This window comes from Alloiococcus sp. CFN-8 (assembly GCF_049943125.1).
Taxonomy (GTDB): Bacteria; Bacillota; Clostridia; order Clostridiales; family Clostridiaceae; genus JAEXZL01.
In genome coordinates this window covers 828,993-842,716 of the sequence record NZ_CP188040.1, presented here as the reverse complement: position 1 = coordinate 842,716, position 13,724 = coordinate 828,993, and the positions used below count along the sequence as shown (strand labels likewise).

At 38.0% G+C, this 13,724-nt stretch carries 13 protein-coding genes; 12 read left to right on the top strand and 1 reads right to left on the bottom strand.

What is annotated here, in order from left to right:
* The first annotated feature begins 28 nt into the window (after nucleotides 1-28).
* From ACPWSR_RS03720 to gnd, 8 genes are all read left to right on the top strand, one after another.
* A complete protein-coding gene (locus tag ACPWSR_RS03720) occupies nucleotides 29-982 on the top strand; it encodes a phosphoglycerate dehydrogenase (protein WP_426350360.1) in 954 nt (317 codons plus the stop codon).
* Nucleotides 983-1,052: 70 nt separating this feature from the next.
* The gene (locus ACPWSR_RS03715) at nucleotides 1,053-2,054 is read left to right on the top strand and encodes a TRAP transporter substrate-binding protein (RefSeq protein WP_426350359.1); all 1,002 of its coding nucleotides are present in this window, start codon (nucleotides 1,053-1,055) and stop codon (nucleotides 2,052-2,054) included.
* A 79-nt stretch (nucleotides 2,055-2,133) separates the two neighbouring features.
* The gene (locus tag ACPWSR_RS03710) at nucleotides 2,134-2,631 is read left to right on the top strand and encodes a TRAP transporter small permease (RefSeq protein ID WP_426350358.1); all 498 of its coding nucleotides are present in this window, start codon (nucleotides 2,134-2,136) and stop codon (nucleotides 2,629-2,631) included.
* Nucleotide 2,632: 1 nt separating this feature from the next.
* Nucleotides 2,633-3,901 carry a TRAP transporter large permease gene (locus tag ACPWSR_RS03705; protein WP_426350357.1) on the top strand — a complete coding sequence of 423 codons (1,269 nt, stop codon included), beginning with the start codon at nucleotides 2,633-2,635 and terminating at the stop codon, nucleotides 3,899-3,901.
* Between the two features lie 34 nt (nucleotides 3,902-3,935).
* Nucleotides 3,936-4,727 (top strand): 5-deoxy-glucuronate isomerase, encoded by a 792-nt coding sequence (locus ACPWSR_RS03700; RefSeq protein ID WP_426350356.1) that lies wholly within the window; start codon nucleotides 3,936-3,938, stop codon nucleotides 4,725-4,727.
* A 61-nt stretch (nucleotides 4,728-4,788) separates the two neighbouring features.
* Entirely contained in the window at nucleotides 4,789-5,544 is a 756-nt protein-coding gene (locus ACPWSR_RS03695; protein WP_426350355.1) for an SDR family oxidoreductase, read from the top strand.
* Nucleotides 5,545-5,583: 39 nt separating this feature from the next.
* Nucleotides 5,584-6,999 carry a gluconokinase gene (locus ACPWSR_RS03690; RefSeq protein ID WP_426350354.1) on the top strand — a complete coding sequence of 472 codons (1,416 nt, stop codon included), beginning with the start codon at nucleotides 5,584-5,586 and terminating at the stop codon, nucleotides 6,997-6,999.
* A 116-nt stretch (nucleotides 7,000-7,115) separates the two neighbouring features.
* Nucleotides 7,116-8,528, top strand: a complete 1,413-nt coding sequence (gene gnd / locus ACPWSR_RS03685) for a decarboxylating NADP(+)-dependent phosphogluconate dehydrogenase (RefSeq protein WP_426350353.1) — start codon at nucleotides 7,116-7,118, stop codon at nucleotides 8,526-8,528.
* A 65-nt stretch (nucleotides 8,529-8,593) separates the two neighbouring features.
* Here the strand turns inward: gnd and ACPWSR_RS03680 are convergent, their stop codons facing one another.
* A complete protein-coding gene (locus tag ACPWSR_RS03680; RefSeq protein ID WP_426350352.1) occupies nucleotides 8,594-8,749 on the bottom strand; it encodes a hypothetical protein in 156 nt (51 codons plus the stop codon).
* Nucleotides 8,750-9,109: 360 nt separating this feature from the next.
* Here ACPWSR_RS03680 and ACPWSR_RS03675 point away from each other — a divergent pair, with 360 nt between their 5' ends.
* From ACPWSR_RS03675 to ACPWSR_RS03660, 4 genes are all read left to right on the top strand, one after another.
* On the top strand, nucleotides 9,110-10,159 hold the full coding sequence (locus ACPWSR_RS03675) for an extracellular solute-binding protein (protein ID WP_426350351.1): 1,050 nt from the start codon (nucleotides 9,110-9,112) through the stop codon (nucleotides 10,157-10,159).
* A gap of 82 nt (nucleotides 10,160-10,241) precedes the next feature.
* On the top strand, nucleotides 10,242-11,306 hold the full coding sequence (locus ACPWSR_RS03670; protein ID WP_426350350.1) for an ABC transporter ATP-binding protein: 1,065 nt from the start codon (nucleotides 10,242-10,244) through the stop codon (nucleotides 11,304-11,306).
* Entirely contained in the window at nucleotides 11,306-12,961 is a 1,656-nt protein-coding gene (locus ACPWSR_RS03665; RefSeq protein ID WP_426350349.1) for an ABC transporter permease, read from the top strand. The genes ACPWSR_RS03670 and ACPWSR_RS03665 overlap by 1 nt, the downstream gene beginning before the upstream one ends.
* A gap of 12 nt (nucleotides 12,962-12,973) precedes the next feature.
* Complete coding sequence (locus tag ACPWSR_RS03660; protein WP_426350348.1) at nucleotides 12,974-13,582, top strand: HAD family hydrolase; 609 nt, start codon at nucleotides 12,974-12,976, stop codon at nucleotides 13,580-13,582.
* Nucleotides 13,583-13,724: the final 142 nt, after the last annotated feature.

Here is a 13,724-nt window from a genome sequence, read left to right as displayed (position 1 = left end):
TGATTAACATATAGGAAGGATTTTTTATATGAAGATATTAATTACACCAACTTCATTAAATCCGGAAAAACAGCCGGAGCTATTTTATAAATTAAATGAATTTGCTGATGAACTTGTGATGAATGATAAAGGAAGACCATTAAATGAAGAAGAACTAATCCCTCTTCTTAAAGATTGTGATGGATTTATAGCTGGATTAGACAATATTTCAGAGTCTGTAATTAACTCCTGTAATAGATTAAGAGTGATTTCTAGGTATGGTGCAGGCTACGATAGGGTGGATATAGAGGCTGCCAAGAGAAAAGGAATAGTTGTTACTAATACTCCAGGAGTTAATGCTGAAGCGGTGGGAGAACACGCCTTTGCTTTAATATTATCCCTGGCTAGAAGAGTGCCCTTCCTTAATAACAACACTAAGTCTGGTCAATGGGTACGTTCAACGGGAGTTGAGTTAAGCGGAAAGACTATTGGTATTGTAGGACTCGGTGCAATCGGTAAGGTTGTTGCTAGGTGTTCTCAGAGCTTTAACATGAAAATTATTGCTTATGATCCTTTTATAAATGAGAAATTCTGCAGAGAAAATAAAATAGATGCCCTTCCCCTTGAAGAGGTGCTCAGTAAAGCAGATGTTATTAGTCTTCATCTTCCTTTAAATAATGATACTAGACATTTAATAAATAAAGAAACCCTTAAGCTGATGAAAGATAATGCTATTTTAATCAATACCTCAAGAGGAGGAATCATTGATGAGGAAGCAGCTTATGAGGCATTGGTAGATAAGAAATTAGGTGGATTAGGTCTCGATGCTTTTGAAGAGGAGCCGCCAAAGGATTCTCCTCTGTTTACCTTAGATAATGTTGTAGTTACTCCACATACCGGTGCCCATACCCAGGAGGCAACGAATAAGATGGGTCAAGCAGCGGTAACTAACTTAATTGATGTTTTATCCGGCAGAGAATGTCCTTTTATCGTGAATAAATAATTGCAGGAAAACTAAGTATTTAAACTCCACTCATGGAGTTGAAATAAAATAATATTACGGGGGTATATTTATGAAATTTGGTAAGAAAATTATCTCACTATGTATTGCTATGATAATAATGGTAGCCTTTTTTAGTGGTTGCGGAAAGGAAGCTGGCTCAGATGAAGAAGGGGTTATCAATCTAAAATTTGCCATGGTAGATAGTGAAACCAGTAACTATTATAAGGGAGCACAAAAGATTGCAGAAGAGGTGGATGCAGCCACTGACGGAAAAATCAAGATATCTATTTATCCAAACAGCCAGTTAGGTAATGAAAGAGATTGCTGGGAAGGTGCATCAATGGGAACTATTGATATTACAACAGCAGCTAACTCTGTTATGTCTGCCTTCATTCCAGAAATGAAGGTTTTGGATCAGCCATATCTCTTTGCTACTGCAGAAGAGGCACATAGTGTTATTGATGGAGAACTGGGAGATGCTATTGCAGAAAAGGCAGAAGCAATGGGCATACATATGGTAGGCTGGATGGAATCAGGCTTTAGAAATGTATTTTCCAGCAGACCAATTGAGACAATTGAAGATTTTGAAGGTTTAAAGATTAGGACCATGGAAAACGATACTCATATCGCTGCATTTAATGCTATTGGAGCGATAGCAACTCCTATGGCAGCTGGTGATCAGTTCACAGCCCTTCAACAAAAGACCATTGAGGCTGGTGAAAATGCTGTAGCTAATGTGCTTACTAATAACTTCTATGACGTAACTCCACACATAACCTATACAGATCATTTATTTGTATTTATAGGTATCGGTGTTTCTGATACTGCATGGAATAAGATTCCTGATGATCTCAAGGAACCTTTCGTAGAAGCAGTAAAGAAAGGCTGCGAAGCTCAGCGTCAATATCTGGTAGAGGCTAATGAGGAAGCTGTGGATGAGCTTAAGAAGCTTGGAGTAACCTTCTATGATATTGATAAAGATACTATTAAGGAAAAAATGGATGCAGCACTAGAAGGTACAAAGGTTAATCTTAATCAAGATTGGTTAAAGATGATTGAGGCAGGTAAATAGTTCACAAGATAGATAATTTGGAGAGGATGCTTTAGCATCCTCCCCTTGGTTATATAGTGAAAAGGAGGAAATGGATTACATGAAAAAATACCTACAATATTTGCAGAAAATTGAAGATGCTATCATGATCCTTGCTTTTATAATTATGGTACTAACATCCTTTGCCCAGGTAGTTAATCGTAATTTTGTCCATGCAGGTGTATCCTGGTTTGAGGAGCTTGCTAGATACTGCATGGTATACATGGCGCTACTAGGAGCTGAAGCAGGTCTGAGAGACGGAACCCAATTATCAATTGTTGCCTTCACTAATAAATTTAAAGGAATAGCAAAACAATGTATTCTTATTATTGCAAAGCTAATAACAGTAGTATTTTCAGCAATTATATTAGTAACTTCTTTTGAACTTGTAATGAATCAGGTTAATAATGGACAGATGACCCCAGGATTGGGAATACCTATGTGTGTGCCATACTTTGCCCTTCCTTTTGCATTTTCTATTATTGTTGCAGTACAGGGATTTTCATTGATAGTAATGATAATTGATTTATTTAAACCAAGAAAGGAAGGTGAGGTGTAGTATGAATACAGTATTTATTTTAATTGGAGTAATGGCGGTACTTATGATTATCGGTGTGCCAATTTCCATGGCTGTTGGAGCAGCTACTATGGCCGCTGTATTACCCTTTGATATACCACTAGCTGTAGTTGCTCAGAGAATGTTTACAGCTCTGGATTCCACATCTACTATGGCAATACCTTTCTTTATCCTTGCCGGAAATATCATGACTCAGGGAGGTATTTCCCGAAGGCTTTGCGAGCTGTGCAATGATATATGCGGAAATATTAGAGGTGGAATGGCCTATGCTGTAATATTTGCCTGTGCATTCTTTGCAGCCCTATCAGGCTCTGCACCAGCAACAGTTCTTGCTATAGGTTCTATTTTCTATCCAGAAATGAAGAAGCTTGGCTATCCTGAAAAGAGAGCTGCTGGTCTTCTCACTGTATCAGGCGGTCTTGGTCCTATAATTCCTCCAAGTATCATCATGGTAATATACTGCACCATGACTAATACCTCTGTTGGAGACATGTTTAAGGCGGGGGTTATATGGGGTGGAATTCTTATAGTTATGCTTTGCGGTATTACTGCTTTTTTAGCAAAGAAGGAAAACTGGCCTAAGAGCAACAAAAAGATAAATGTAAAGAGTCTCTTTTCATCAGTGATAAAGGCTCTTCCAGCGATTTTTTGTCCCGTAATAATACTTGGAGGAATTTACTCTGGCATAATGACTCCTACTGAATCTGCTGCTGTAGCTGTTGTATATTCCTTTATAGTAGGAATGTTTGTATATAGAGAATTGAAGCCTAGTCATGTAATACCTATATTTCTTGACTCAGCAAAGAGCAGCGCTTTAGTGCTGTTTATAATAGCAAGCTCAACAGCCTTCTCATGGGTTTTCACCTTCTCCGGTGCTTCCACTGAAGTTGTTAACTGGGTTTTAGGAATGAATCTATCTCCTATATTATTTGCTTTCCTTGTTTGTATTATCCTGCAGATATTTGGTACCTTCCTTGAAGGAATTGCAACAGCAGTTCTTTTAGTTCCAATATTTTGGCCAATTGCACAAAGTCTAGGCATTGACCCAGTTTACTTTGGAATGATTGTTTCCTTGTCCAATGTATTAGGAACTATGGACCCTCCTGTTGCTGTTAACATATTTGCAGCAGCGAGTATCTCTAAGCTAAAGGTTGGAGATATTGTGAGAGGGGAAATTCCTTACTATATCGGTTTTATGATTGTACTGTATCTCTGTGTATTCTTCCCGCAGATTAGTTCCTTATTTCTGTAGATAACCTAAGAAAAAATTGAGGTGATGAGTGATAATGAATAATGAAAATGTTGATAGATTAAAAAAATGGAAGTTTAACTCCAGTGAGGAGCCAGGGTTTCATGAGGTTATAGTACCAGGAAAAGCTGATTGCAGTGCTATACACATTTATCGTTTAAATCTACTAGCTGGACAGGCTTATACTTTAGAAGCTAAGAATCTGGAAATGAATGCTGTTTTAATATCAGGAAAGGCTACAATTTCTGGGAATCCTCTTTTGGATACTACCATGGATAAATTTGATGCCTTCTATATACCAGCTGAAAACTCTGTGAAGATTGAGGCTATTGGTGATTGTATATTCTATATAGCAGGAGCAGAATACTCTGGAATAGGAGAAGCCTCCTTCAGAAAATTTGATATTTCTCTACCTATTGGTGATATACATCAGATTCATGGCTCAGGAGCAGGACAGAGAGAGGTTATGTTTACTCTAGATCCAAAGACACCAGCCTCAAGGCTCATCTGTGGATTAACTTGGGGAGGAACAGGAACCTGGACAAGCTGGCCTCCACATCAGCATGAAAAGGATTTAGAAGAAGCTTATTGTTATTTTGATATGCCATACCCAGAGTTTGGTCTGCATCTCAGCTATCTTAAAAGCGGAGAGGTAGAGGATGTGGTAGCTCATGTTGTACATTCTGGTACCATGATACTGGCTCCTCGTGGCTATCATCCCACAGTAGCTAGCCCTTCTACTAGAAATGCATATTTCTGGGCTTTGGCAGCCTTTACTCCTGAAAGTAGGAGCTATGACCTAGCAGTTCTTGACCCTATGTATGAGTAACTATCTTAGAATTAATGGTAAAACGATTTGAAACAATTGATTTATGAAAGGGGATCGTAATATGAATATATTTGATATATCAGGAAAGAAAGCTATTGTCACTGGTGCGGCTCAGGGATTAAGCAGAGGTATGGCAGAAGGACTTATGGAGGCAGGTGTAGAGGTAACTATCTTGGATCTATCACCAGCTACAGAAGCAGTGGCTGAGGAGTATACTAATAAGGGCTATAAGTGCCATGGCATCAGAGTAAATATCGGTGATAGAGAGGCTAGAGAAAAGGCCTTCTCCGAAGCTGTTGAAAAAATGGGAGGCCTTGATATTCTAGTTAATGGTGCTGGAGTTCAGCGCCGTCACAAGTGTGAAGAATTCCCATTAGAGGACTGGAATTTTGTTTTAGATATAAATCTTACAGCAGCCTTCGCATTGTGTCAGCTGGCCGTAAGAGAATTCTTAAAAAATGGTGGAGGAAAAATAGTTAATATTGCATCCATGCTAAGCTTCTTTGGAGGCTATACTGTACCAGCCTATGCAGCTAGTAAGGGTGGTGTAGCACAGTTTACTAAGGCTTTTGCTAATGAGCTAGCAGGAAAGAATATAAATATAAATGCCATTGCTCCGGGATATATGGCTACAGATATGAACACAGGACTTATACAAGACCCTGTTAGAAACAATGAGATTTTAAGCAGAATTCCTGCAGGACGCTGGGGTACTCCTGATGATATGAAGGGAACAGTAGTATTCCTTTCCTCCAAAGCATCAGATTATCTCAATGGTGCAGTAATCCCTGTGGATGGCGGCTACTTAAATAGATAATAGGATATAGTATGAATATCAGTATGGGGGAGCAATAATATGCAAATTCTTGTATTAGAATCTAGTACCTCATCAGCAAAGGCTATGCTGTATAGCGACACTGAGGGTGTTTGTGAAATAATTACAGAGCAATATGATGGAAAGTGTGGCAATATAAGCATACAGGATCCGGAGCAGGTTTTTCTGCGAACTATTGAAGCAGGTAAAAAGGTGTCAAAAGATAAGTCTATAGATATGATTGCAATTTCTGGTACATGGCATAGTGTATTTGCCTGTGATAAGAAGTTTAAACCAGTGACAAAATCCTTTACCTGGGCTCACACAGAAGCTTCTTATATCGCTCAGAAGCTCAGAAAGGATAAAGATTTTACAAAATGGTTTTATAACACCACCGGATGCATGGTTAATGCCATATATCCTGTATTTAAACTAATGGATTTGCAAAACCAGGGATTAAAGCTATCGGATTATCATTTCATGGGTCAGGGTACATATAATTACTATCGTCTTACGGGAGAATTTCTTCTTTCAGAAAGCATGGCATCAGGATCAGGGCTACTAGATATACATTCAAAGGAGCTATCTCAGGAGGTTCTTGATCTTTTAGGAATCAATAAAAATCAGTTGGGAAGAGTTACAACCTATCGTGAGCTAAGGCCTCTTTCAAAGGAAGGAGCAGAGCTTCTTGGTCTTAAGGCTGGAATACCAGTGTTAACTGCTCAGCCTGATGGAGCCTTAAATCAAGTTGGAGCTGGAGCGCTTAAAGATGGTGTTATGACCCTATCCATAGGAACCAGTGCTGCTCTGCGAATGTCAACCTCTAAGCCGGTTATTCCTGATCCTCCTAGTACCTGGTGCTATTTATCACCAGTTAGCTGGCTTAGTGGAGCAGCTACCTCTGGAGCCTGTAACTGCGTTGATTGGTTAAAGGATAAGTATTTCCCATCTGGTACTGCCTATGAGGATATGGAAATACAAAATCTTGATATGAAAGATAAACCAATATTTCTTCCATTCTTGTATGGAGAACGCTGCCCTGGATGGAATGATGGAAGAAAAGCATCTTTTTATGATATGAATAGTCAGCATTCTAACTTGGAGCTATATTATAGTACTATTGAAGGAGTTATCTTTAACCTGTATCAGTGCTATGAGGTGTTATGCAAAGAAGATAAGGAACCTGATAAGATAAAGCTATCTGGAGGTATACTTAATTCAAAAATGTGGACACAAATGTGCTGTGATATCTTTGGAAGAGAAATGGAATGCTCCAAGGAAAAGCAAATGTCCCTGATGGGTGGAGCTGCACTGGCACTAGAGTTGGGAGGAGGTATAAACAGCCTGGACCAGTTTAACAGTGAGATCGGTGAAGTAATCTATCCAAGGAGAGAAAAAAGGGAAGAGTATATGAAAAGATATGCACGCTATAAAGAAGTGTATGAGCATAATATATAATCCGCATAGATTGTATATAAGATATATTTTTAATTTGTATGATACAAAAGGATGAAAGGATTCTAGGCGCAGCTTAGGGTCCTTGTATTTTAATTAAAGCTTTAGGAGGAATGAAGATGACAAGAGGATTGCAGGTAGGAATAATAGGTGTTGGTGTCATGGGCGGAAACCTGGCGCTAAACATAGAGGATAAGGGTTTTTCTGTTTCCGTTTATGATATCAGTCTAGATAGCCTAAACAGGATGAGGGTTGTTTCTAAGGGGAAGGATATCTTGATAAGTGATTCCTTGAAAAGCTTTGTAGAATCTCTAGAATCACCTAGAAAAATCATTCTTATGATTAAGGCTGGAAAAGCTGTAGAAAATGTAATTGAGGAGCTAAAGAAATATATTACCCCTGGGGATATTATCATAGACTGCGGTAATTCTTATTTTCATGACAGTATGAGGAGAAGGACACAACTAGAGGCACAGGGATATAATTTTATAGATGTTGGTGTCTCCGGAGGAGCAGAGGGAGCTCTGAAGGGGCCTTCTCTGATGCCTGGTGGTGATCTAGAAGTTTATAAGTCCATAGAGCCCATACTTATGGCCATTGCCGCTAAGGTAGGGAATGAACCCTGCTGCACCTATATTGGAGATAGTGGTGCGGGGCATTATGTTAAAATGGTTCATAATGGCATAGAGTATGGTGATATGGAGTTAATCTGTGAAATATATGCCTTATTAAAGGGCGCTCTGAAGCTTTCCAATGATGAAATTAGTGATCTGTTTGCTCAGTGGAATAATGGAGAACTCAATAGCTATCTTGTAGAAATTACCTCAAAGATATTCAAGAAGCTAGACACTGACTCTCAAAAGCCCATGATAGATTTAATCCTCGATGTAGCAGGAGAAAAGGGGACAGGGAAGTGGAGCAGTGAAAGTGCATTAAATTTAGGCGTTCCGGTTCCAATAATTACAGAATCAGTATTCTCTAGGTACCTTTCCTCTATGAAGGAAGAGAGAGTAGAGGCCAGCCGGGTCTTATCTGCAGAGATTGAAAAGGGTATTGAACTAGATGAATTGGAGTTTATTGAATCTCTGAGACAAGCTTTTTATGTAAGTAGTATATGCTGCTACGCCCAGGGCTTTTCTCTTATGAGAGCAGCCTCTAAGGAATATAAATGGAGCTTAAACTTAGGGAATATAGCCTCAGTCTTTAGAGGTGGCTGTATAATCAGGGCTGCATTATTAGATAAGATAAAGAAAGCCTATGAAAACAATCCAGAGCTCTCCAATATAATGTTAGATGGTTATTTTAAAGAGGTTCTATTGTCATATCAGCAGGCGCTTAGAAAGGTAGTAATCACGGCAATTTCTATGGGGATAGCCGTACCTGCCTTAAGCAGCGCAATCTCTTACTTTGATAGCTACAGAACAGAAAAGCTACCAGCTAACCTATTACAAGCTCAGAGAGATTATTTTGGAGGACATACTTATCAGAGAATAGATAAGGATAGGGGGAGCTTTTTTCACACTGAGTGGTAAAGAAGGTTTTGAATCTCACTTTTCCGTGATAGCTATAGAAAAGTGAGATTTTTTATTAATCATAATCAGTTACTTAAGTTGAAGAGAAGAGTTTCAATATCTGAAATGTCTTTACAGCTTTTTAAAGCATAGGTTAGTTTATCATCAGTAACTATATGAAGCAGCTTTCTGAATATTTTACTGTAGCTTTTATTTATGTAGTTAACGTAGTCTAGATCCAAAAGATAGGAGCAGTATTTTGAAATGAGCTCCCTTTGAGAAGAACAGTTATCCTTAAAATATAACAGATAGTCATGAAATTCATTTTTAAGAGGAATGGTACTTTCTAGCTATTTAGCAAAAATCCAATGTCTAAGGTTAGAGGGGCTTCGCCTGCGATTTTTCAATCGCTAAGCGACAGCCCCTAAAATTGTTGTTTGCGTTATTTTTTATTACTATGTAAAAAAACAAAATGTAAATTATATTCCAACAGGTCAGAATCACAAAAGAAAGAGCAGAATTCTCATATAGGTAAATGTTTACAAAAGGAGTATACTGGATTTATTAGGAAATATTATATGGATATTAAAGGAGTGTATGGAATGAAAAAGGTGTTGACCTTAATGCTTACAGGCGTACTAGCCCTGAGTCTTGCGGCCTGTGGAAGTGATAATAAGGACAAGGGTTCTGATGGGAAGACTGGTGAGGGTGCTGATTCAAAACCTTCAGGTACTGTAGTAGTTTATTCACCTCATGATGCAGATCCGTTAAATGCTGGTATAAATATGTTTATGGAAGAATATCCAGATATAGATGTAGAGATAGTTGCTGCAGGTACAGGAGAGCTTTTGAATCGTATTTCAGCTGAAAGTGAAAACCCAATAGCAGATGTTATATGGGGAGGAGGAGCTGATTCCTTAGCCGCATATAAGGAATACTTTGCACCTTATGTATCAGCCAATGATGAATTTATTGATGAAGCTTATAAGGATGCTGATGATTTATGGATTGGAGAAAGTCCTTTGCCAATGGTTTTATTTTATAATAAGACCTTAATCGAAGAGGCTGGAATGGAAGTGCCTGAATCCTTTGAAGATTTAACTGATCCAGAGTGGAAGGGTAAGATTGCCTATGTGCTTCCATCCAAATCAGGTTCTGCTTTTACTCAGCTTGTAACAATGCTCTTTGGACATGGTGGTACTGAAAAGGGTTGGGATATGGTTGAAAAGCTTTATGCTAACTTAGATGGCAAGATTTTAGATTCCTCCTCCAAGGCTCATAAGATGGTTGCCGATGGAGAATTCTTTGTAGGCTTAACCTTAGAGAAGGCTGCAGTTCAATACAAGGATAATGCTGCTGTGGGCTTTGTGTATCCATCAGATGGCACCTCTGCAGTTCCCGATGGTATTTCTCTTATAAAGAACGCACCTAATGAAGCTAATGCAAAGCTGTTTATAGACTATGTGACTTCAAAGGAATTTCAAGAAGCACAGAATAAGGACTGGGGTAGAAGACCAGTACGTAGTGATGTAACTCCTGAAGGCTTACCAGCCTTAAGTGAAATTAAGCTTGTGGATTACGATTTTGACTGGGCTGCTAAGAACAAGGAAGCTGTTATTGAAAGATTTAATGAAATCATGGTTGGAGAATAATAGCCGGTATTAAAGAAGCTATAAATATCAGGAGCATCTCCTAGAGCAGGAGATGCTCCTCTAATATATAGGAGGTATATTTATGAGTCATAGTGTTGTAATAAAGGATGCTGTGAAAAAGTATGGAAGCTTTACGGCACTTAAAGGAGCAAATTTAGAAGTAAAGCCTGGTGAATTCTTTACACTTCTAGGACCCTCGGGCTGTGGAAAGACTACTCTATTAAGAATGATTGCTGGGTTTAACTCCATCGATGGTGGTGCAATTTATTTTGATGAAAAGATGATTAACAATTTAGAAGCTCATAAAAGAGATATAGGAATGGTGTTTCAAAATTATGCAATATTTCCCCATTTAACAGTGTGGGAAAATGTAGCCTATGGCTTGAAGGCTAAAAAACTCCCTAAGAAACAAATAGAGGAAAGAGTGTCAGAAGCCTTGAGGCTTGTTCAGATTGAACCCTTAAAGGATAGGAGACCTAATGAGCTTTCTGGAGGACAGCAGCAGAGAGTTGCCTTAGCAAGAGCCTTTGTTATAGAGCCCAGTGTTCTTTTAATGGATGAACCTTTATCTAACCTCGATGCTAAGCTTAGAGTTCAGATGAGAACAGTGATTAAGAAGCTTCAGAGGCGTCTTGGTATAACCACTATCTATGTAACTCATGATCAGGAGGAGGCACTGGCTATATCTGATAGAATAGCAGTAATGAATGAAGGTGAGATAATTCAGATAGGTACTCCTGAAGAGATTTACAAAAAACCTGTTAATGCCTTTGTAGCTAGCTTTATAGGAGTTTCTAACTTTATTAAGGCAAGGGTTATGAAGGAAAAAGAAGAGGCCTTTGCTGTAATTCATAACGATTATAAGATCCCTATAAAGGAAATGCAGAAGGGTGAGGATGTTGTTGTATCTGTAAGACCTGAGCAGCTGGTTATTTCAGATAAGGGGATACCCGGTAATATAATCCTATCCACCTTTTTAGGAGATTTCACAGAGTATGAAGTGAGTCTAGATAACGGACAAACCATTCAGATAAATGAATATACAAAGGATTCTAAGATAATTCATCCCGATGGAAGCAGAGTTTATTGTGAAATCAATATTGAAGCAGTTAATCTTTATGATAGCACCGGCGGGGAGGTGCTCTAATGTTTAGAAAGTATTTTAAGCTGGATTTCTGGTTCTGGGTAAAAGCTGTTGTACTGATTTTAATGTTAGCCTTTCTTATATATCCTTTTGCAACCTTGATTACCAGGAGTTTTTTCTCTAAAAAAGAAGAGGGGTTAACCCTAGTAAATTATATAAGGTTCTTTAGTAAAAAGTATTATTATTCAGCTCTTGGAAGGAGCTTATTTGTATCTGTTGTAGCAATGATAACTACTCTGATAATAGGTGTCCCCATGGCCTATATAATGTCGAGGTTCAATATATATGGGAAAAAATATGTGCACATATTGATAATAATGAGCCTTATGAGTCCTCCATTTATTGGTGCCTATAGCTGGATAATGCTTTTTGGAAGAGCTGGGTTAGTAACGAAGTTCTTTGAAAATAACTTCGATGTTATTCTCCCCAGTATTTATGGAAAGCTAGGGATTATTTTAGTGTTTACCTTTAAGCTCTTCCCTTATGTGTATCTGTATACTCAGGGAGCTATAGGAAGCATTGACTCTAGCCTTGAGGAGGCTGCAGAAAATCTAGGAAGCAATAAATTTAGACGATTGCTTACTATAACACTTCCTGTAATTTTACCTTCTATCGCAGCAGGAGCAATAATGGTATTTATGACGAGCCTTGCAGACTTCGGTACACCAATGCTTATAGGGGAAGGCTATATGGTATTACCTGTTCTTGTATACAATGAGTATATGAGTGAGCTAGGAGGTAATGCTCATCTAGCCAGTGCCTTATCCGTTATAGTTGTGCTCTGCTCCCTGTCAGTACTGCTGCTGCAGAAGTATTATGTATCTAGAAAGAATTATGTTATGACCGCAATGAGACCTCCTGCAGAGATTAAGCTAAAGGGTGGGAAAAGATTTTTACTATCTCTTCCTGTATATATAGTGGCTTTTATTGGAGTTTTACCTCAGATTGTGGTAATAGTATCCAGCTTTATGAAAACTGATTTCACCGGTTTTGTTGGTGGATTTAGCCTTGATAATTATGAAACTATCATAAGAAGACTAGGTACAAATATAAAGAATACTTTTATGTTTTCCACTGTGGCTATTATCATTATCATAGTTTTGGGGCTTTTAATTTCCTATATCATCGTAAGAAAGAGAGGTATTGTTGCTCAAATCATGGATCTTTTAATAATGTTCCCTTATGTTATTCCCGGGGCTGTTTTAGGTATAAGCTTAATCGTTGCCTTTAATAAAAGACCTATGCTCTTAACGGGAACAGCTGTTATCATGATTATAGCTTTTGTGGTTAGAAAGCTACCTTACACCGTTAGGTCTGGTAGTGCCTTTCTGCAGCAGATGGATAAAAGTGTAGAGGAAGCATCAATAAATTTAGGGGTATCACCCATGAAGACTTTCTTCAAGGTAACCTCAAGACTGATGCTTCCAGGAATTTTATCCGGGGCTATATTAAGCTGGATTACCTGCATTAATGAGCTTTCTTCCAGTATTATGCTTTATGGAGGAAGAACAAGCACTATATCAGTAGCCATATATACAGAGGTAGTTAGAAATAGCTACGGAACCGCAGCGGCTCTGGCCACAATTCTCACAGTGAGCACGGTAATTTCACTACTAATATTTTTAAGGTTGAGTAAAGGCAAGGTATCAATAGTATAAAGGAGGAGTTAGATGATAAAAAATATAGTCTTTGATATGGGTAATGTGCTTATATCCTATGATCCGTTTAAATATACTTCATTATTTGCTGATAATGAAGAGGATGGTGAGCTTCTATACAGGGAGATATTTAAATCTGTAGAGTGGATAAAGCTTGATAGAGGAATAATAACCATAGAGGAAGCTATAAGCTCTATTAATACCAGGCTTCCTGAAAGACTTCATGATAAGGTAAAGGAGCTTTTTGACAACTGGCACAGGGAGCTTCCTTCACATGATGAAATAGAGGATTTAGTTATTAGATTAAAAAATAATGGTTATAAAATATATCTATTATCCAACACCAGCATAGCTTACCATCAGTTTAAGGCTAATATCTCAGCTATTCAGCATTTTGACGGAGAATTTATATCGGCAGAGTATAATATGCTTAAGCCAGAATTAAGGATATACGAAACCTTTTATGATACCTTTAGTCTTAAGCCGGAGGAATGTCTGTTTATAGATGACAATAGTGCTAACATTGAGGCTGCTGAGCTTACAGGAATGAAAGGAATAGTATACCATGGCGATGTGGTAGCCTTAGAGAATACTATGAGTAATTACGGTATTAGATTATAAAATAATATAGCTGATAACTTTTACTTTAAGGGTTAATTATTGGTCTTGAGGACTCTGATAATTAGCCCATTTATTTTTTATAAGTAATGCCAAATCATAAGCTTTAGAATTTATAAATATAGAAAATAATATAAAATTTGAA

Bases quoted from the DNA above. Each gene is read 5' to 3' on its own strand.
- ACPWSR_RS03720 (WP_426350360.1), top strand. From the start codon at position 29: ATGAAGATATTAATTACACCAACTTCATTAAATCCGGAAAAACAGCCG.
- ACPWSR_RS03715 (WP_426350359.1), top strand. From the start codon at position 1,053: ATGAAATTTGGTAAGAAAATTATCTCACTATGTATTGCTATGATAATA.
- ACPWSR_RS03710 (WP_426350358.1), top strand. From the start codon at position 2,134: ATGAAAAAATACCTACAATATTTGCAGAAAATTGAAGATGCTATCATG.
- ACPWSR_RS03705 (WP_426350357.1), top strand. From the start codon at position 2,633: ATGAATACAGTATTTATTTTAATTGGAGTAATGGCGGTACTTATGATT.
- ACPWSR_RS03700 (WP_426350356.1), top strand. From the start codon at position 3,936: ATGAATAATGAAAATGTTGATAGATTAAAAAAATGGAAGTTTAACTCC.
- ACPWSR_RS03695 (WP_426350355.1), top strand. From the start codon at position 4,789: ATGAATATATTTGATATATCAGGAAAGAAAGCTATTGTCACTGGTGCG.
- ACPWSR_RS03690 (WP_426350354.1), top strand. From the start codon at position 5,584: ATGCAAATTCTTGTATTAGAATCTAGTACCTCATCAGCAAAGGCTATG.
- gnd (WP_426350353.1), top strand. From the start codon at position 7,116: ATGACAAGAGGATTGCAGGTAGGAATAATAGGTGTTGGTGTCATGGGC.
- ACPWSR_RS03675 (WP_426350351.1), top strand. From the start codon at position 9,110: ATGAAAAAGGTGTTGACCTTAATGCTTACAGGCGTACTAGCCCTGAGT.
- ACPWSR_RS03670 (WP_426350350.1), top strand. From the start codon at position 10,242: ATGAGTCATAGTGTTGTAATAAAGGATGCTGTGAAAAAGTATGGAAGC.
- ACPWSR_RS03665 (WP_426350349.1), top strand. From the start codon at position 11,306: ATGTTTAGAAAGTATTTTAAGCTGGATTTCTGGTTCTGGGTAAAAGCT.
- ACPWSR_RS03660 (WP_426350348.1), top strand. From the start codon at position 12,974: ATGATAAAAAATATAGTCTTTGATATGGGTAATGTGCTTATATCCTAT.